This is a genomic window from Candidatus Sulfotelmatobacter sp., assembly GCA_035504415.1.
Classification (GTDB): domain Bacteria; phylum Vulcanimicrobiota; class Vulcanimicrobiia; order Vulcanimicrobiales; family Vulcanimicrobiaceae; genus Vulcanimicrobium.
Genome location: DATJRY010000017.1, coordinates 118,120 through 136,320, shown reverse-complemented (window position 1 = coordinate 136,320; position 18,201 = coordinate 118,120). Strand labels below are relative to the sequence as shown.

General features: G+C 70.0%; 19 protein-coding genes. 12 read left to right on the top strand and 7 right to left on the bottom strand.

Annotated features, from left to right (window positions below):
* Positions 1 to 23: 23 nt before the first annotated feature.
* Positions 24 to 527, bottom strand: a complete 504-nt coding sequence (locus tag VMD91_14305) for a hypothetical protein (GenBank protein ID HTW85238.1) — start codon at positions 525 to 527, stop codon at positions 24 to 26.
* 26 nt (positions 528 to 553) lie between these two features.
* A complete protein-coding gene (locus tag VMD91_14300; GenBank protein HTW85237.1) occupies positions 554 to 2,200 on the bottom strand; it encodes a hypothetical protein in 1,647 nt (548 codons plus the stop codon).
* A 228-nt stretch (positions 2,201 to 2,428) separates the two neighbouring features.
* Between VMD91_14300 and VMD91_14295 the strand changes: the two genes are divergently transcribed.
* A complete protein-coding gene (locus VMD91_14295) occupies positions 2,429 to 4,129 on the top strand; it encodes an AMP-binding protein (GenBank protein ID HTW85236.1) in 1,701 nt (566 codons plus the stop codon).
* Between the two features lie 24 nt (positions 4,130 to 4,153).
* Here the strand turns inward: VMD91_14295 and VMD91_14290 are convergent, their stop codons facing one another.
* A complete protein-coding gene (locus tag VMD91_14290; GenBank protein HTW85235.1) occupies positions 4,154 to 4,834 on the bottom strand; it encodes a hypothetical protein in 681 nt (226 codons plus the stop codon).
* A 25-nt stretch (positions 4,835 to 4,859) separates the two neighbouring features.
* The gene (locus tag VMD91_14285) at positions 4,860 to 6,500 is read right to left on the bottom strand and encodes a tetratricopeptide repeat-containing glycosyltransferase family protein (protein ID HTW85234.1); all 1,641 of its coding nucleotides are present in this window, start codon (positions 6,498 to 6,500) and stop codon (positions 4,860 to 4,862) included.
* Between the two features lie 169 nt (positions 6,501 to 6,669).
* Between VMD91_14285 and VMD91_14280 the strand changes: the two genes are divergently transcribed.
* The 4 genes from VMD91_14280 to VMD91_14265 are packed head-to-tail and all read left to right on the top strand — an operon-like array spanning position 6,670 to position 11,719.
* Positions 6,670 to 7,710, top strand: a complete 1,041-nt coding sequence (locus VMD91_14280) for a thiamine pyrophosphate-dependent dehydrogenase E1 component subunit alpha (protein ID HTW85233.1) — start codon at positions 6,670 to 6,672, stop codon at positions 7,708 to 7,710.
* A gap of 1 nt (position 7,711) precedes the next feature.
* Positions 7,712 to 8,737, top strand: coding sequence for an alpha-ketoacid dehydrogenase subunit beta (locus VMD91_14275; protein HTW85232.1), 1,026 nt, complete (start codon positions 7,712 to 7,714; stop codon positions 8,735 to 8,737).
* A 2-nt stretch (positions 8,738 to 8,739) separates the two neighbouring features.
* Entirely contained in the window at positions 8,740 to 10,152 is a 1,413-nt protein-coding gene (locus tag VMD91_14270) for a dihydrolipoamide acetyltransferase family protein (GenBank protein ID HTW85231.1), read from the top strand.
* 13 nt (positions 10,153 to 10,165) lie between these two features.
* A complete protein-coding gene (locus VMD91_14265; protein HTW85230.1) occupies positions 10,166 to 11,719 on the top strand; it encodes an aspartyl protease family protein in 1,554 nt (517 codons plus the stop codon).
* On the opposite strand, the gene VMD91_14260 is transcribed toward VMD91_14265, so the two are convergent.
* The gene (locus tag VMD91_14260; GenBank protein HTW85229.1) at positions 11,695 to 12,252 is read right to left on the bottom strand and encodes a GrpB family protein; all 558 of its coding nucleotides are present in this window, start codon (positions 12,250 to 12,252) and stop codon (positions 11,695 to 11,697) included. The genes VMD91_14265 and VMD91_14260 overlap by 25 nt on opposite strands.
* 2 nt (positions 12,253 to 12,254) lie before the next feature.
* Entirely contained in the window at positions 12,255 to 13,115 is an 861-nt protein-coding gene (locus VMD91_14255; protein HTW85228.1) for a DUF4438 domain-containing protein, read from the bottom strand.
* Positions 13,116 to 13,172: 57 nt separating this feature from the next.
* Here VMD91_14255 and queD point away from each other — a divergent pair, with 57 nt between their 5' ends.
* The 7 genes from queD to VMD91_14220 are packed head-to-tail and all read left to right on the top strand — an operon-like array spanning position 13,173 to position 17,776.
* Positions 13,173 to 13,547: a 6-carboxytetrahydropterin synthase QueD gene (gene queD, locus VMD91_14250; GenBank protein HTW85227.1), complete on the top strand. Its 375-nt coding sequence runs from the start codon at positions 13,173 to 13,175 to the stop codon at positions 13,545 to 13,547.
* A 43-nt stretch (positions 13,548 to 13,590) separates the two neighbouring features.
* Entirely contained in the window at positions 13,591 to 14,121 is a 531-nt protein-coding gene (locus VMD91_14245) for a hypothetical protein (GenBank protein ID HTW85226.1), read from the top strand.
* A gap of 7 nt (positions 14,122 to 14,128) precedes the next feature.
* Positions 14,129 to 14,704 (top strand): 7-carboxy-7-deazaguanine synthase QueE, encoded by a 576-nt coding sequence (locus VMD91_14240; protein HTW85225.1) that lies wholly within the window; start codon positions 14,129 to 14,131, stop codon positions 14,702 to 14,704.
* A gap of 3 nt (positions 14,705 to 14,707) precedes the next feature.
* On the top strand, positions 14,708 to 15,139 hold the full coding sequence (locus VMD91_14235) for an Mpo1-like protein (GenBank protein HTW85224.1): 432 nt from the start codon (positions 14,708 to 14,710) through the stop codon (positions 15,137 to 15,139).
* Complete coding sequence (mqnB, locus tag VMD91_14230; GenBank protein ID HTW85223.1) at positions 15,088 to 15,729, top strand: futalosine hydrolase; 642 nt, start codon at positions 15,088 to 15,090, stop codon at positions 15,727 to 15,729. The genes VMD91_14235 and mqnB overlap by 52 nt, the downstream gene beginning before the upstream one ends.
* Entirely contained in the window at positions 15,726 to 16,571 is an 846-nt protein-coding gene (locus VMD91_14225; protein ID HTW85222.1) for a 1,4-dihydroxy-6-naphthoate synthase, read from the top strand. Before mqnB ends, VMD91_14225 begins: the two co-directional genes overlap by 4 nt.
* Positions 16,568 to 17,776 carry a DUF1343 domain-containing protein gene (locus VMD91_14220; protein ID HTW85221.1) on the top strand — a complete coding sequence of 403 codons (1,209 nt, stop codon included), beginning with the start codon at positions 16,568 to 16,570 and terminating at the stop codon, positions 17,774 to 17,776. The genes VMD91_14225 and VMD91_14220 overlap by 4 nt, the downstream gene beginning before the upstream one ends.
* Here VMD91_14220 and VMD91_14215 read toward each other — a convergent pair.
* Entirely contained in the window at positions 17,773 to 18,168 is a 396-nt protein-coding gene (locus VMD91_14215) for a hypothetical protein (protein ID HTW85220.1), read from the bottom strand. The genes VMD91_14220 and VMD91_14215 overlap by 4 nt on opposite strands.
* Between the last annotated feature and the right edge of the window lie 33 nt (positions 18,169 to 18,201).

The window sequence follows — 18,201 nt, the reverse complement described above, 5'->3', positions numbered from 1 at the left end:
GCACGATTCGACCGTGGCGGCGGCTAGTTCCGCTTGGTGGCGGAGATGGTGCCGGTCGTCGTGGTCACGTCGACTTGGACCGAGGCGTAATTGCCGATGCCGTCGGTGATCGAAATCGCGCAGTTGCCCGCTGCGACCGTTGTGATGACGAACAGCCCGATGTTCGATCCTACCGAGTTCGTCGGGCTCACCGTGACGGCGTCCGGCGACAGCGAGCACTTCGTCTGCGTGTAGAACTCCCCCACGAAGCCCGGCTCGAAGGCCAGGATGCCTTGCGTCGAGCCGGTCGTCGTGTACGACAGCGACAGCGTCGTTGCGCCGATGCTGCCTGGTGACGGCTGGACGATCGGACTCGTGCCGGCGGTCTCCGATGCGGTCGCCAGGTAGAGCTGCATCGGGTTGACTGCTGGGGTCGCGGTCGGTGCCGCGGGGCTCGCCGTCGACGTGGTCGTGCCGCCACCCCCGCTGCAGCCGACGATCAAGGCCGACGAGACCAGCGCCGCGGCGAGTGCGAGACGAAGGCGCATGTTTTGGTTGCCTCCTGTGCCGTTCATCAGTACACCAGCCTTCCGACCTTGCTCGTGTTCGATTCGCAGAACCAGATCGACCCGTCCGTCGAGGTTGCGATGCCCTTGAGGCCCGTGTTGCTCGAGATCGTCAGGAACTCGCCGTTGTTCGTTCCGCTCGTGTTCATGCGGCCGATGCGGTCGATACCGGACTCCCTGTAGTAGAGGTTGCCGTCTTGACCCACGGTGATGTCGACCGGGGCACTGCTCGGAGATGCGGTTGCGTAGTAGCCGACCTGTGTGAACGAGGCCGGCGAGACAACGCCGATGTGGTTGAGCCCGAACTGGGTGAACCACAAGTTGCCGTCGGGACCTTTGACCACCGACTCGGACTCCGAGCCGCCGGTGACCGCCGTCTGCGGGATCGGGCTCTGGAAGAGCGTCGCGAGGCGCGCCATGTCGTCGTTGAGGTTTTCGCTGACGTACAGGTTGCCGTCGGCGGCTTCCGCCAGGTCCCACGGTCCCGACCCTCCGGTCGGGAGCGTCGTCTCGCCCGCGACGCCGTTGAACTCGTTGACGTAGCCGACGTGATTGCCGCCGTAACCGGCGTACCAGACGTTACCGTCACCGCGGTCGGCCAGCATCTGCGGGGCGTCGGAGCCGAACAGCGTGCCGAACTCCGAGATCGAGCCACCCAGCGTGACCTCGGCTATTTTGCTCGAGTTGGACTCGGTGAACCACTCGTTGCCGTTCTCACCGAGGGTGATGCCCTGCGGATTCGCATTCCCGGTGGGAATGGCGAACGGCGAGAGCACGCAGCTCGTCGTGATCTTGACGACGGTGTTGTTGTTGTCGGTGTACCACATCACGCCGCTGAGGCCGGGAGCGATGTACTGCGGCTCGCCGGCGACCGGGCACTCGTACACGGTCGGCGTCGGTGCGATCGCCGTGCTCCCCCCGGTCGCACCGGTCGCGCTCGCGTTCAGCGTGGCGCTCACGAGGGTGCCGCCGTTGTACACCAGGTTCGCGCCGCTGCTCGGCGAGGTGATGGTGTTCGACGAGAGCGACAAGGTCCCGGTGTCGGCCGGATCCGAGATCGACAGCGTGATCGGCGTCGAGTAGCTGCTGCTGCCGACGATCACGTTGCCGTCAGCGTCCTTCGCCACCGCGCTGATTGCAAACGTGCCGGTCGTTCCCGCCGGAAACGTGCCGTTCACGCTCACACCGACCGAGGCCACAACGCCGTTCAGCACCGCCGACACGGTGTTAGCCGTCCCGTCGACGATAGCTTGGGTCACGGTCGCCTTGCTGAGCACGTTGCCGTTTCCGTTCGGCGCGTCGTATGTCTCGAAGGCGAAGGTGTCGGTGCCGACCGGAGCATTGATCGTGAGCGTTGTCGCCGGGGAGTTGAGGTACAGCGGCACGCCGGCGTTGACGGAAACCGACACGCTGGCCGCGGTCGCCGGCACGTACTTCGGCGTGCGCACCAGCGACGACGTGCCGGACGCCGAGTTCCAGTGCATCGTGAACGTCACGGCCTTCAGCACGGCCGTGGGCGTCTTCTGCGACTGCGTCGGAACGGGCGGCGAGCCCCCGCCGCCCGAACAACCGGCGCCCAGCGTAAGGGCGAGAGCCGCGCCGACCGCGCGCGCCGTCGCACGCGGTTCGCGGAGAACGTCAAAAGGCGTGCGCATACGCCTGTCTCCTCATATCTGGCCAAACAGCAACCCGGAGGCGCGACGCGCGACCCGGCCGCGTCGAGAATCGACCGAGCGACACCCAGCTGCTCAGTCACCCCGACGTTTCGGAGCACCTTCACCATTCCTTGTCCTACAAGCAAGATGTGACGCAGCCCAGCCCTCTGTCCGCCCCTCCTCCAAGCCGAGCGTGGTGAGGAAAATTTCTTGCACGCGTCGGATCGTATGCCGACCACGCGACCGCGAGCCAACGAGGAGCACCAGATGACGCAGTCGAGCTATGCGCACGGGGCCAGCCCGGTGCCGCTGATCGGGCAGACGATCGGCGACAACCTCGATCGCGTCGCGGGGCGATTTCCGTCCCGGGATGCCGTCGTCTCCGTCCACCAGAACAAGCGGCTGAGCTACGCGCAGCTCGCCGCCGAGACCGACCGGCTGGCCAAGGCCTTCGTCTCGGCCGGCGTCGCCCACGGCGAGCGGGTCGGTATCTGGTCGCCCAACTCGCTGGAGTGGGTGCTGGTGCAATACGCGACCGCGAAGATCGGCGCGATCCTGGTCAACGTCAACCCGGCGTACCGCCTCCACGAGCTCGAGTACGCGTTGCGCCAAAGCGGGATCTCCACGCTGGTGACGCTCGACCGGTACAAGACCAGCGAATATCTCGCCATGGTGCGCGAGGTGCGTCCCAACCTGCCGGCGTTGCGCGAGGTGGTGGTGCTGGGCGAAGAGCCGCCGCGGTCCGACGAGGTCGCGTGGGACGCCTATCTCGCGCGCGCCGTCGAGTGCGACGACGCGACGCTGGCGGAGCGCAAGGCGCGCTGCCAATTCGACGAGGCGATCAATATCCAATACACCTCGGGGACCACCGGCTTCCCCAAGGGCGCGACGCTCTCGCACCACAACATCCTCAACAACGGCTACTTCATCGGCGAGGGCTGCCGCTACACCGAGCTCGACCGGGTTTGCATCCCGGTCCCGTTCTATCATTGCTTCGGGATGGTGCTCGGCAACCTCGCCTGCACGACGCACGGCGCGGCGATCGTCATCCCCAACTGGACGTTCGATCCGGACCTGACGCTACGCGCGGTCGAGACGGAGCGCTGCACGTCGCTGTACGGCGTACCGACGATGTTCATCGCCGAGCTCGCGATGCCGAACTTCGCCGACTTCGACCTCTCCTCGCTGCGCACCGGGATCATGGCCGGCAGCCCGTGCCCGGTCGAGGTGATGAAGCGGGTGCAAGCCGAGATGCACATGCCCGAGGTGACGATCTGCTACGGGATGACCGAGACCTCGCCGGTCTCGACGCAGACGCTGACCGACGATCCGGTCGAGAAGCGCACCGGAACCGTCGGGCGGGTGCACCCGCACGTCGAGGTCAAGATCGTCGACGCGGACGGAGAGATCGTCCCGCGCGGAACGCCGGGCGAGCTGTGCACGCGCGGCTACGTCGTCATGCTCGGCTACTGGGAAAACCCCGAGGCGACCGCCGGCGCGATCGACGCCGCGCGCTACATGCACACCGGCGACATCGCGTCGATGGACGAGGACGGCTACGTCAACATCAGCGGCCGCATCAAGGACATGGTCATCCGCGGCGGCGAGAACGTCTACCCGCGCGAGATCGAAGAGTTCTTGTACGCGCACCCGGCCGTCAAAGACGTCCAAGTCATCGGCGTGCCCGACGAGAAGTTCGGCGAGGAGCTGTGCGCGTGGGTCGTTCTGCGCGACGGCGCGCAGGCCGGCGAGGACGAGATCCGCGACTACTGCCGCGGCAAGATCGCGCACTACAAGATTCCGCGCTACGTGCTGTTCGTCGAGGGTTGGCCGATGACCGTGAGCGGCAAGGTGCAGAAGTACAAGATGCGCGAGGAGTCGATCCGTTTGCTGGGCCTGGAGGGCGCGGCGAAGATCGTCACCGCCTAACGCCGGCGGCCAACGGCGCCGCGATCAGCGGAACGAGACGACGATACTTTCCGTCGCGACCTGACCGTTCGCGTCCGAAGCGGTGATCGTGCAGCTGCCGGTGGTCACCGACGTCACCGTGACCGTCAAGCTCGGGCCGGGGCCGCTGCTCGGTGCGTACAACGCGATGCCGCTGCAGCTGCCACCGTCGTTCAAGGTGAACGTCCCGGTATAACCGGCCTCGTTGACTTGGAACGTCTGCTGCGTGCCGAGCGTGTTGAAGGAGAGCGACGTCGGGTTGAGCGTCAACGGCACCGGTGTCGGCGTTGGCGTAGGCGTAGGCGTAGGTGTCGGCGTGGGCGTGGGCGTTGGTGTCGGCGTGGGTGTGGGCGTCGGCGTGGGTGTCGGTGTCGGCGTGGGTGTCGGCGTCGGCGTGGGTGTCGGCGTGGGCGTCGGCGACGGCGTCGCGGTGGGACGCGCCGTCGGCGAAGTCGTCGCGGTCGGCGTCGGCGACGCGGTCGGGCTCGGACTCGGACTCGGACTCGACGTCGCCGTCGCGGTGGGACTCGGAGCCGGCGACGGTGACCGAGTCGGCGAGGCGGTCGGCGAAGCGGTCGGCGACGGCGTCGGAATCTTCAGGTTCAAGGGCGGCTCGGTCGTCGGACCGCAGCCGGCGACGACGATCGTCGCCGCAACGAGTCCGAGAAACCCGAGGCGGACGCTCACGGCGTTCTTCCTTCGCCGCCGCGGGTCAGGTACCGTTCGGCACCGTGACCGAATCCGTTCGTTCGAGCGCCGCGCGCACGTCGGCGAAGACGCCGTCCCAGCGGTTCGGCTGGTGCTGACGGAAGATTCGCAGGCTCGGGTACCACGGCGAGTCCGTCCGGTCGAGCTGCCAGAGCCAATGGTTCCCGAAGCCATGCAGCAACCAGACGGGAACGCCCAGCGTGCCCGCCAGGTGCGCGACCGACGTGTCGACCGCGATCACCAGGTCGAGCGCGGCGACGGCCGCGGCGGTGTCGCCGAAGTCGTGCAGCTCCTCGTCGAGCCGCAGCAGCTCCAGACCCGCCGGGGGCGCCAGCGCTTCGCGCGCCGCGCTCCCCTTCTGCAGCGAGACCCAGGCGACGTCGGGTACGGTCGCGAGCGCGGCGAACGCGTCCAACCCGCTGGAACGGAAGCGATCCAACGCGTGCGCCGGCTCGCCCGCCCACACGATCCCGATCGTCCGCCGCGCGCCCAAGGCCGCGAAGCGCGCTCGAAACGCCGCCGTGCGGGCCCGATCGACGGCCGGCGGCAGCGGCGGCGGGATCGCGGCCGCCTCCAAACCGAGCACCAGCGGGAGGCTGCAGAGCGGAATGGCCGCCGCGAAGCGCGGCTCGCGAGGCGCCTGCGGCGGCAGCAGCTCGTCGATCCCGGGGAAGCCGGCGAAGAGCGGCGCCAGCGCGGCCGGACACTCGACGGCGAGCCGCACGCCCCGCGCGCGCGCCGCCGGAAACAACCGCGACCACAAGAGGAAGTCGCCCAGTCCCTGTTCGCGCGTGACCACGACCGTGCCGGCGCGCGCGGCGCCGTCCCAGCGCGGGAGCAGCTCGCCCAACCGGTCGCGCCGCAGGTGGGGGTCGCGCAGCCGCCACTCGCATTCGGCGAACCCGGCCGGGAAGTCGCCGCCGAGCAGCAGCGTCATCCCCAGGTCGAAGTGCGCCAGCGGGTTGTCGGGCGCCAACGCGACGGCGCGCCGCAGGTGCTCGAGCGCCTCGTCGAGCCGGCCGAGGCCGTGCGCCAGCACGCCCAGGTTGAGCTCCGGCTCGGCGTCCTGGGGCGCCAGCTCGGCGGCGCGGACGAAGGCCGTCCACGCGCGCTCGAAGTCGCCGCGGTCGTAGGCCAGCTGGCCCCGCACGATGCGCGCGTGCAGCAGGCCCAGGTCCCGGCGCAGCGCCTCGTCGACCGCGGCCTCGGCTTCGTCGTGACGGCGCAGCGCGCGCAGCGAGTCCGCCAGCGCGCTCCAGGTCTGGGCGTCGGCGGCGGGATGCGGGGCGACCGACTCGAGCAGCCGGACCGAGTCGGTGAAGTGCCCGCGCAGGTTCTCGACGATGCCTAGGTCGCGCGTGAGGCCGAGGTCGTCCGGCGCCGCGGCCGCGGCTCGGCTCAGGTACGCCGCCGCTTCGTCGAGCCGCCCTTGAACGGAACGCAGGCGGCCCAGGCGCGCCAGCGCCGGCCCGTCACCGGCGGCCGCCAGCGGCTCGTAGGCCTCGCCGGCCTCCCGCGTCCGGCCCAGCGCCTCGAGGACGTAGCCCAGGTTGAAGCGCGCGTTGCGGTCGCCGGGCCGCACGGCCAGCAGCGCGCGCAGCTCCGCCTCCGCCACGTCGAAGTCTCGACGGGCGAACGCCGCCACGGCGCGGGCGTGAAGTGAGCGAATCCGCTCATCCTCGTCCATTCGCCCATCTCGTAGGCGCTGGGACGCGCGGCTCCTTCCGACGCGCGGCCGGTGGCCGCCGCAGGAGTCGAGCCGCCCGGCGCGCGAGTATCCGCGGTTGTCACTTCAGGTCCAGGGGATCGACTCGATGGCGAAAACGACCACGGCTCGCGAGCGGCGGGAGCTCGAACGCGGCGATCTGACCGACGAGCAGCTCGTCGCGATGCTCCGCAACATGCTGCTCCAGCGCCAGCTCGACAACCGCGGCTTTCAACTCAATCGCCAGGGGAAGATCCCGTTCGCGCTCGGTTCCGAGGGGCACGAGGGCGTGCAGGCCGGCGCCGCGATGGCGTTCGTGCGCGGCAAGGACGTCTTGGTGCCGTATTACCGCGACCTGGGGCTCGCGCTGGGCGTGGGGATGACGCCCTACGAGATCCTCTCCTCGCTGTTCGCCCGGGTGACCGATCGCTCGGGCGGCCGGCAATTCCCCAACCACTACACGAACCACGACAAGGGCGTGCTCTCGATCTCGTCGATCATCGCGGGGCACTGCACCCACGCCGTCGGCGTCGCGGCCGCGTTCAAGTACCGCGGCGAGAGCGGGCGCGCGGTGCTGTGCACGACCGGTGAAGGCGCGACCTCGCAAGGCGAGTGGCACGAATCGGTCAACTACGCCGCCGTCCACCAGCTCCCGATCGTGTTCCTGGTCGAGAACAACGAGTGGGCGATCTCGACGCCGCAGAACATGCAGATGCGCGTCGCCAACGTCGCCGACAAGGCGCCCGGCTACGGGCTGCCCAGCAGCGTCTGCGACGGCTTCGAGCCGATCGCGACCTACAAGGCGATGCGCGAAGCGCTCGACCGGGCGCGCTCGGGCGGCGGCCCCTCGATCGTCGAAGCCAAGTGCTACCGCTTCCTCTCGCACTCGACCGACGACGACGATCGCACCTACCGCAGCCGCGAGATCATCGAAGAGCAGCGCAAGATGGACCCGGTGCCGCGCTTCGAGCAGCTGCTGATCGACGCCGGCGTGATCGACGCCGAGCGCGCCAAGGCGTTGCGCCAAGAGGTGCTGCGCGAGACGAACGAAGCGACGGACGCCGCCGAGGCGCAGGCGTACCCGACCCCCCAGAGCTTGTACGACAACGTCGTCGCAGGCGACTATCATCCCTGGCAGGAGTTCTCGTAGAATGGCGACCACCGCTGCGGCCGGCCCGCAGAGCACGACCGGCACGAGCGTGATGACGAACGTCGAAGCCGTCCGCTCGACGTTGCACGACGCGCTCGTGCGCGACGACCGCGTCCTGATCATGGGCGAGGACGTCGGCGCGCGCGGCAACGTCTTCCTCATCACCAAAGGCTTCCTCGACGAGTTCGGGCCGCAGCGCGTCGTCGACACGCCGCTGGCCGAAGCCTCGATCATCGGCGTCGCGATCGGCATGGCGATGGAAGGCCTGCGCCCGATCGCCGAGATCCAATTCGCCGACTTCATCTATCCCGCGTTCAACCAGATCGTCGGCGAGGCGGCCAAGACGCGCTATCGTTCCAACGGCGACTACACCTGTCCGCTGGTCATCCGCACGCCGTACGGCGGCGGCGTGCGCGGCGCGCTCTCGCACTCGGTCTCGATCGAAGCGCTCTTCTACCACGTCCCCGGCCTGACGATTCTCGCGCCCTCGACCCCGGCCGACATCAAGGGCTTGCTCAACGCCGCCATCGAGTGCCCCGACCCGGTGCTCTTCCTCGAGCACAAGAAGACGTATCGCAGCGTCAAGGGTGAGGTGCCGGCGGGCTACTACACGATTCCGATCGGCAAGGCCGACGTCAAGAAAACGGGCACCCAGGTCACCGTCGTCAGCTACGGCTACAACCTGCATCAGGCGCTCGACGCGGCCAACCGGCTCGAGGGCGAAGGCGTCTCGGTCGAAGTGATCGACCTGCGTTCGATCCGGCCGATGGACAAGACGACGATCCTCGAGAGCGTGCGCAAGACGCGCAAGCTGCTGATCGTCCACGAGGACAACAAGTTCGGCGGCATCGGCGCGGAGATCAGCGCGATGGTCGCCGAAGAAGCGTTGTTCGACCTCGATGCCCCGATCCGCCGCCTGTGCGGCCCCGACGTCCCGGCGATGGGCTACGCGCTCACGCTCGAGGACGAGTTCATGATCTCGACCGACGCGATGGTCGAGGCCATGCGTTCGCTGGCCGCGTTCTAGCCATGCCGACCACGATTACGATGCCGCAGCTGGGCGAGACGGTCACCGAAGGGACCGTCGCGCAGTGGCTCAAGAAGCCCGGCGACTCGGTCGAAAAGTACGAAGCCTTCGTCGAAGTGTCGACCGACAAGGTCAACGCCGAGGTTCCCGCGCCGGTCAGCGGCGTCATCCGCGAGCTGATCGTCAAGGAAGGCGAGACGGTCCCGACCGGCGCCCCGATCGCGATCATCGACGAAGTCGGCGCCGCCGCGCAGACGCCGGCGCCGCACGGCAGCGCCTCACCATCGGAACAGGTCGCGAACCTGGCCGCCGAGGCCAACCATCAGGCGTCCGACGAGCCGGTGCCGGGCGGCAACGTCGGCCTCTCGAGCACGACCTTCACCGCGCCGAGCCTGGCCAACGGGAACGGCAGCGCCGTCGTCGCCAACGGCTTCGTCGCCGCGAGCGCGGCGCCGGGCGGACTGCGCGTCTCGCCCGCCGTGCGCCGGTTGGCGCGCGAGCATCGCATCGATCTCGCGCGCGTGCACGGCAGCGGCGAGGGCGGCCGCATCACGGCCAACGACATCCTGGCCGCCGCGAAAGCCGGGCCCAGCGCCGGCGTCGCCGCGACCATCTCGGCCGACAACGCGGTCTACACCGCGCCCGCGCCGCCGAGCGCGCCGGCCGCGCCCGCGCCGTCGCCGGCCGGCGGCGGCCGCGCCACCTACGCTCAGGCGCGGCCCGGGGACCTCATCCCGCTCACCCAGGCGCGCAAGATCATCGCGCAGCGCATGGTCGAGTCGAAGCATACCGCGCCGCACGCCTGGACGATGGTCGAAGTCGACGTCACCAACGTGTGGAAGTGGCGCACGTGCGAGAAGGACGCCTTCGAGCGCGAGAACGGCGTCAAGCTCACGCTGCTGCCGTTCTTCGTGCGCGCCGCGGTCGAAGCGCTCGCGCAGTTCCCGCTGATGAACGCGTCCTTCACCGAGGAAGGGATCCGCGTCCACGCCGAGGTCAACATCGGCCTGGCGATCGCGGCCGACGGCAACCTCATCGTCCCGGTGATCCGCAACGCCGACCGGCTGTCGATCAAGGGTCTGGCGATCGCCGCCGGCGCGCTGATCGACAAGGCGCGGCGCGGCAAGCTCGGTGCGGACGATCTGGCCGCCGGAACGTTCACCGTCAACAACACCGGCGCCAACGGCTCGGTGCTCTCGGCACCGATCCTGGTGCCGGGTCAGACGGGAATCGTGACCACCGAAGCGATCGTGAAACGCCCGGTCGTGCGCGACGACGACGCGATCGTCGTGCGCTCGATGATGAACGTCTGCCTTTCGCTCGATCATCGGGTGGTCGACGGCGCCGTCGCGAGCGGGTTCCTCTCCGACCTCAAGCGACGTCTCGAGGCGATGGGGCCCAGCGGATCGCTCTGACGACGAGCACCGCATGAGCCCGGTGCGGCCTCGCCGCTGGGCCGCGGCAGCCGCGTTGGCCGCGCTGCTGCTGGCACAAGCGGCACAGGCCGCGTACGACGACGAACCCGGCGGGCTGGTCGGCACCGCCGCGACGCTGGCCAAAGTGCGCGCGCTCTACGAGCGCGCGCACCAGCGCGACTACACGCGCGCCGCGACGGTAATCGAAGACTGGCGGTTGTTCCAGGACGGCACCGTCGGCGAGTACCGCGTCTACCAGCTCGGCAAGGACGTCCGCGCGATCACCACGCTGGGGCCGGTCAGCTATCAGAAAGGCGTGCTGCACGGCATCCATTGGCAGCAGGACCGCAACGGCATCACGTTCGTCGACGCCGGCCTGCACGATCAGCGCTTGGCGGCGAGCGAGCGCGCGTTCCGCGACCCCGGCGACGACCGCGACGTGCGGCTGGTCGGCGAGTCGCCGGCGACCGGCGCGTACGTCGTCGAAGTCGACCCGCCGGCCGGCATCCACGAGTGGCTGTTCATCGACAAGAGGACCGGGCTGCTCACGCGCAGCGAGGCCGTCGAGCGGCACGCGCGGATCACGACGACGTACGACGACTATCGGCTGTTCGACGGAGTCTGGGATCCCTCGCGCATCTTCACCACCGACACGCTCGGCAACGAGCGCGAGCAGCTGCTGGTCAACCGCGGGCTGGACACGACGCCGGATCCGCGCGACGTCGAGATGCCGCCCAGCCGGCGCGTCGTCGAGTTCACCGGTAAGCCCGGCGGCACGGTGCGGCTGCCGGTGCGCTTCGTCGACGGGTTACCGGTCATTCGGGTCATCGTCGGCCGCAGCGCCTACGACTTCTTGCTGGACTCCGGCGCGGCGGGGATCTTCATCGACCCGACCGTCGCCGACCAGCAGAAGCTCGAGCGCTTCGGCACGCACATCGGCTCGACGATGGGCGCGTTCCAGGAGTCGATGACGGTCATCCCGCTGCTGACGGTCGGCGACCTGCGCATGCGCAACCTCGCCGCGCGGGTGGTGGCGATCCCGTTTCAGCCCGACTCGCACACGCGCATCGTCGGGCTGCTCGGCTTCGATTTCTTCGCCGACGTCGTCGTGCATCTCGACCTCGAGCACAACCTGGCCGAAGCGATCGCGCCCGAGCGCTTTCACCCGCCGTCCGACGCCGCCTCGGCGACGCTGAGTCTGGACGACCGCACGCCGGCCATTCACATCAGCGCCGGCAGCGCGCTCGGCCGCGTCGTGCTGGACACCGGCGCGAACCAGACCGTCTTCGAGAACGGGTTCGCCGATCGCGGTGAGTTCGCGCCCGACCGCTTCAGCGGGACGACCCGCGTGCGCGGCATCGGCGGCTCGGCGTTCGCCGTGCCGACGCGCCTGCCCGGACTCGAGATCGCCGGCCTCTGGCTGCGCGACGTCACCGCCGACGTCTCCAACGCCGACCTGGGCAGCGACGAGGTGGACGGGACGCTCGGAACGGACTTGCTGCGCTCGTACGAGCTGTGGTTCGACTACCGCGCGAACGCGGTCTACTTGCGCCGCGCGCGGCGCTGACCGCTGCGCTCGCCGAGCGCGGCGGTGATGAACGCCGTCTTCCCTTCGGCGTAGGCGTCGCGGTCGTCGCGGAATTGCGCCGCCAGGCTGCGCTTGAGGTCGGCGTACGCCGCCAACAGCGCCGGCTCGGCACGCAGCGTGTCGCGCAGCGCCAGGTGCGCGCGCAGGGCCGGCGCGCCGGCCGGGCAGACGTAGAGGTGATGCCGCGGCGAGCCGGGCGGCGCGCGAAAGGCCGCCCGTTCGATGATCCCGAGATCGCCCAGGTGCGTGTAGCCGATCCGTTCCAGCCGTTCGGCGGCACGCGCGAAGTCGGACGCGCGCCGCAAGACGACGTCGAGATCGATGATCGGCTTGGCGGCGAGCCCCGGGACGGCCGTCGAGCCGATGTGCTCGATCCCGGCCGCCAGGTCGCCGAGCACCGTCGCGAGCCGGTCGCGCAGCACCGCGAACGTCGCCGGCCAGGCGGGATCATAGTCCACGACGACGACCGGCTCGGCACGATCTTCGGGCGAGAGCAGGTCGCGGTCGCGCATCCTCAGCGCAGGCCCAAGATGGTCGCGAGGTTGGCGCGCGCGTCGAGCACGGGCGCCAGCGCGCCGCTGGCCGACGTCAGCAGCGTCGTCACGCCGGGCCCGTGGCCGGCCAGGTACGACGAGCCGTGCGAGACGACGGCGACGGTGACGGCGCCGCCGCGATAGATGCGGCCGTTCGTGTTGTCGGCGTCACGGATCGCCACCACGTCACCGAGTCGCAGCTGATCGAGCCCGAACTCGGCGACCAGCTTGGGGTCGAAGCACTGGATGTCGTAGTCGCCGCGCACGACCGTCTGCCGGCCCAGACCCGAGCCCATCACACAGGCCGGCACGATGCGCGCGACGGGAACGCTGAACACGCCGTGCTCGCGCCGCAGGCCGAGCTTCTCGAGCAGGTCGGGATCGCAGTTGAACACGCGCACGTCGCCGGCGTTCTCGAGCGCGAGGCCGACGCCGGTCGCGCGCACCGAGAGGTCGTCGCCCAACTGCATCCGCTCCATCGCCTCGGCCGTGAAGTCGACGATGACGTGCTCGACGCCGCCGTGCTTGCCGGTCACCGTGCCCTGCGCACCCTTGGCCTCGCCGCTGGTGACGGTGACCGTGTTGCCGACGCAGGCGAAGACGCAGAACGCGGTGTTGGTCCGATCGTCCGGATGGCGCGCGCTCACGGCGGGTTCGACGTGGTCGGCCTCGACCGCGAACGCCGAGTCGCCGACCCGGACGTTGACGGTGATCCCGCCGACGCTGGGCAACACGCGCGGCACCCCATCGGCGCCGACCTCGTAGAGCGAGGACGACAGGAGTGGCGGAGCGATCTTGGCCGAGAGGATCTGCGTCACCAGACGCGCGCGGTTGGACTGCACGCCGTGGCGTTCCCCACGGTGAGGCGCGGTCCCGTCCGGCGGCGAAGCATGGGGGTCGTGCAGATTCGCAAATCGTTCAGTTTCGAGGCCGCCCACGTGCTGCCGCACCACCCGGGGAAGTGCGCGCGTCTGCACGGCCACTCGTACCGCCTCGAAGTCGTCCTCGACGGCCCGTTACAGGCGGAGGGACCGGCGGCCGGGATGGTTCAGGACTTCGAGGTGATAGCAAACGCCGTCCGGGGAACGGTGTTGGCTGAGCTGGACCACCGGTCGCTCAACGACCTGATCGAGAACCCGACCGCCGAGCGCATCGTCGTGTGGATTTGGAAACGCCTGGCACCCTTGCTCCCCCAATTGACCGAGCTGGTCCTCTGGGAGACTCGCAGCGCCCGCGTCGTTCTGAGATCGGACGATCCGCTGGCACGCGGGTGATCACTCGGCCGGCATCGCCCACGAACAAGGAGCACACACCGCTATGATTCGCACGCTCGTCACCGGCTTCGCCGCCGTCGTCTTGGGGCTGGCCCCGCTGGCCGCCTCGGCGCAGGTCGCGCCCGGCACGATCCTCCACGGGACGTTCGACCAGAACATCAGCTCGAACCACGCCTACGTCGGCGAGCCGGTCTCGCTGTCCGGCGTATATTCCGACAACGGCGCCATCCGGCATGCGCGCGTGACGGGGTACGTGCGTGAGGTCGTCCCGGCCGGCCAAGGCACGGCCGGCAAGGTCCGCCTCTCGTTCGAGAAGCTCTACGCGCCGCAGGGCACGTTCACGATTCAGTCGCGCGTGACCAGCATCCAGGCCATCACCAAGAGCAATGCCGGGAAGGAAGCCGGCGCGGCCGCCGTCGGCGGGTTGATCGGTGGTTTGCTCGGCCACGGCGTCGGCGCCGTGCTCGGCGCGGGCGGCGGCTATCTGATCGCCAAGAACAACAAAGAGAACGTCAACATCTCGGCCGGCTCGCCCGTCGCGATCCAGGTGTTGCGCGCGTACCGCCAGCGTTAGGAACGACGTGCTGCAGCTCGCTGAGATCTTCTACAGCGTCCAAGGTGAGGGGACGTGGACGGGGACGCCCGCCGTCTTCGTCCGCCTCGCCGGCTGCAACCTGAGCTGCGCGTTCTGCGACACCGACTACGCGCTGGCGTTCTTCGCCTCGGTCGACGAGGTCGTGGCGCGCGTGCGCGAGCTCGGCGGCGACTGCCCGATGGTCATCATCACCGGCGGCGAGCCGCTGGCGCAACGCGAGACCAGCGCGCTGATCGACGCGTTGCGCGCCGACGGCCGGCGCGTCCACATCGAGTCGAACGGCACGATCCCGGTCGACCTGCCCACCGGCGTCTGGCTGACGGTCTCGCCGAAAGAACGGCTGGCGCCGGCCATGGCGCAGCGCGCGAACGAGGCGAAGCTGATCGTCGACCGCCGCGTGCCGCAGGAGTGGATCGCCGCCTTCCCGGAGACCACGCCGATCTTCTTGCAGCCGGAGGGCAACAAGCCCGCCAACGTGGCACTGGCCCTCGAGGCGGCCAAGCACCGCCCGGAGCGCTTGCGCCTCTCGCTGCAAACGCACAAGTTCATCGGCGTGAGGTAGCCCATGCAGTCGAGTGCCGACGCGTTGTTCGCCGAATACGGCGCCTATCACACCGATCGCCGCAATCGCGTCTGCCACGAGATCGGGATCCCGCTGATCGTGCTGGCGATCGAAGCGCTGCTGCGCGCGCTCCCCGCTGGCGGGCTGATCGCGCTGGCCCTCACCGCCGCGCTGTGCGCGTACTATCTGACGCTGGCGGGGGCGCGCGCCATCGCCGCCGTCGGCGGCATGCTCGTGCTGTGGTACCTCGCGTCGTACGTCTCCTGGCCGTGGGCGATCGCGCTGTTCGTCATCGGCTGGATCTTCCAATTCGTCGGCCACGCCTACGAAGGGCGCAAGCCGGCCTTCCTCACCAACCTCGTGCACCTGCTGATCGGACCCTTGTGGATCGGGCACATCCTCACGACGCCCCGGTCCTCGTCGTCTGCGCGGTAGCGCGCGAGCTGGCGGAGCTCGCGCCGCGTGAGGGCGTCGACGTCCTCGCCGTCGGCGTCGGCCCCGTCGAAGCGGCGCTGGGCACCGCGCGTGCGCTGGCGCAACGCCGCTATCGCGCCGTGATCAACGCCGGCATCGCGGGCGGCTTTCGCGACCGCTGCGCCGTGGGCGACGTCGTCGTCGTGACGCGCGAGGAGTACGTCGAGCTGGGGCTCGAGGACGGCGGCGGCTTTCCGCTGCCCGACGGCGCGCAGCTCGAGCGCACGGTCGAGGCCGACGCGGGGCTGGTGGCGCCGTTCGTGGGCGGCATCGCCGCGGTGATCCTCGGGCGCGGCGTCACCTCGGCGACCGTCACCAGCACCGACGCCCGCGCGCGCGTGCTGGCGCTGCGCTACCGGGCCGACGTCGAGTCGATGGAAGGCTTCGCCGTGCTGCGCGCAGCCCGCGAGGCCGGCGTGCCGGGGATCGAGATCCGCGGCGTCTCCAATTTGGTCGGCGACCGGGCGACCAACGAGTGGGACTTCGCCGCCGGTGCACGCGGCGCGGTCGAAACGACGCGCACCTTGCTCGACGTCTTGTTCTCGCGATGACCTATTCGCTCGCCTATTCTCCCTGCCCGAACGACACCTACATCTTCGCCGCGCTGACCAACGGGCTGCTGGCGGACGCGCCGCGCGTCCGCGTCGTGCTCGACGACGTCGAGGCGCTCAACGAGGCCGCGCGCGCCGGCCGCTACGAGCTCACCAAAGTCAGCTACGGAGCGATCCCGTATCTGCTCGACCGCTACCGCATCCTGCGCGCCGGTGGTGCGCTGGGCCGCGGCTGCGGCCCGCTGGTCGTCTCCCGTCCGCGCGCCGGCGGCGCGCCGACCCTGCGCGAGCTGGGCGAGGACGCGGTCTTCGCGATCCCCGGCCGCTACACGACGGCCTTCGCGCTCTTGCGGCTGGCGCTGGGGCGCGAGCCGCGCACGCGCGTGCTGCGCTTCGACGCCATCGTCGACGCGGTCGCGAGCGGCGAGGTCGACGCGGGCCTGATCATCCACGAGTCGCGCTTCACCTACCAGCAGTCGGGCCTGGCACAAGCGATCGATCTGGGCGACTGGTGGGAGGCGACCACCGGCAACGCGATTCCGCTGGGCGCCATCCTGGTGCGGCGCGACGTACCCGACGCCGACGCGCGCGCGATCGACGACGCGATTCGGCGCAGCCTGCGGTTCGCGCGCGAGCGCGAGGACGCGATCATCGACTACGTGCGCGAGCACGCCTTCGAGATGGACGACGAGGTCATGCGCGCGCACATCGGGCTGTACGTGAACGAGTACAGCGACGACGTCGGCGCGGTCGGCATCGCCGCCGTCGAGGACCTGTTCGGCCGCGCCGCCGCCGCCGGCCTGATCCCCGCCGCGACGAAGCCGGAGTTCGTCGGGGCATGAAGCGGGGCGCCTTTCTCGCGGCGAGCGCCGCCGCGCTCGCGGCGCCGCATGCCGCCCGCGCGGCGTCGCCGCGAATCGCGCTCGGCGACGACGTGTTCGTGCGCGACGGCTGGCGCGCGCTGCGCGGCCGCACGGTGGGAATCGTGACCAACCCCAGCGGCGTGCTCTCGACCGGCGAGTCGATCGCCGACGCCGTGGTGCGGAGCGGGAACGTGCGCGTGCGCGCGCTGTTCGGGCCCGAGCACGGCATCCGCGGCACGACGGGCGCCGGCGAGCAGGTCGGCTCGTCGATCGACGCGCGCACCGGCCTGCCCGTGCACAGCCTCTACGGCGCGACCCGCAAACCGACCGCCGCGATGCTCGCGGGCATCGACGTGCTGCTGTTCGACATCCAAGACGTCGGCGCGCGCCCGTACACCTACATCTCGACGATGGCATACGTCATGCAGGCCGCCGCGGCGTACGGCAAAGAGGTGTGGATCCTCGATCGTCCCAATCCGGTCGGCGGTGCGCTAATCGACGGGCCGGTGCTCGATCCGCACTACGCGTCGTTCATCGGGCTCTACCCGATCCCCGAACGGCACGGCATGACGGTCGGCGAGCTCGCGCGTTTGTTCAACGAACGCTTCGGCATCGGCTGCGCGCTGCACGTCGTCCCGATGGAAGGCTGGTCGCGCGAGATGGTGTGGGCCGACACCGGCCTGACCTGGATCCCGACCTCGCCCAACATGCCGTACGCGCGCACGACGCTGGTCTACCTCGCCACCGGGCTGATCGAGGCCGGCGGCGTCAACAACGGCGTCGGCACCGACCGGCCGTTCGAGTACGCCGGCGGTTTCGGCTTCGACGCGCCCGCGCTGCGCGACGCGCTGGCCGCGCGCGCGATCCCCGGCGTCGAGTTCGAGCCGACGGAGTGGTCGCCGGCGCGTGGCTTCTGGGCCGGCAAGGAGCTGCGCGGCGTCGCGCTGACGATCACCCAGCCGTACGTCTTCCCCAGCGTGCGCACCGCGATCGAGATCCTGTGCGCCGCGCGCGCACAGGGCAAGTACGCCGTGGCGAGCGCGACCGGCATGGACCGCGACTGGGGCACCGACACGGTCCGCCGCGGCCTCGCCGCCGGGGCGACCCCGGACGCGATCATCGCCGCCTGGGAACCGGGCCTGCACGCCTTCCGCGCGCTACGCGAGAAGTATCTGCTCTACTAGGCGGGCGCGCCGGCTTTGCGTCTCGGGCACTCGCCCGCGCGCAGGCCGAACGGATCGCCGGGCAACGTAAACATGTTGAACACGATCGCGCCGTCCGCCCGACGAACGGAGCCGAGCCAGAAGTCCGTCGTCATGCCGTGCGGAGTCGGGTCGAGCTCGATATAGACGTCGCGCGCGGTCGCCAGGACCGGCGCGTCCCAATCGATCGGGAACCGGTACGCTCGCTCGAGCCGGACCCATATGCCGTTCTCGCGCCAATCGTGTCTGTGGGGGGCGGCCCTCGCCAGCACGCGCGGGTCCCCGACCAGGTCGGTTTCGGCACGCGTCATGCAATGACAGAGACGTTTGAACGTCAGGTCTCGCGACGTGAGCGCACGCAGCTTCTCCCGCACCTCACCGGCGCACGCGGCGCTGCACCGCCCGCC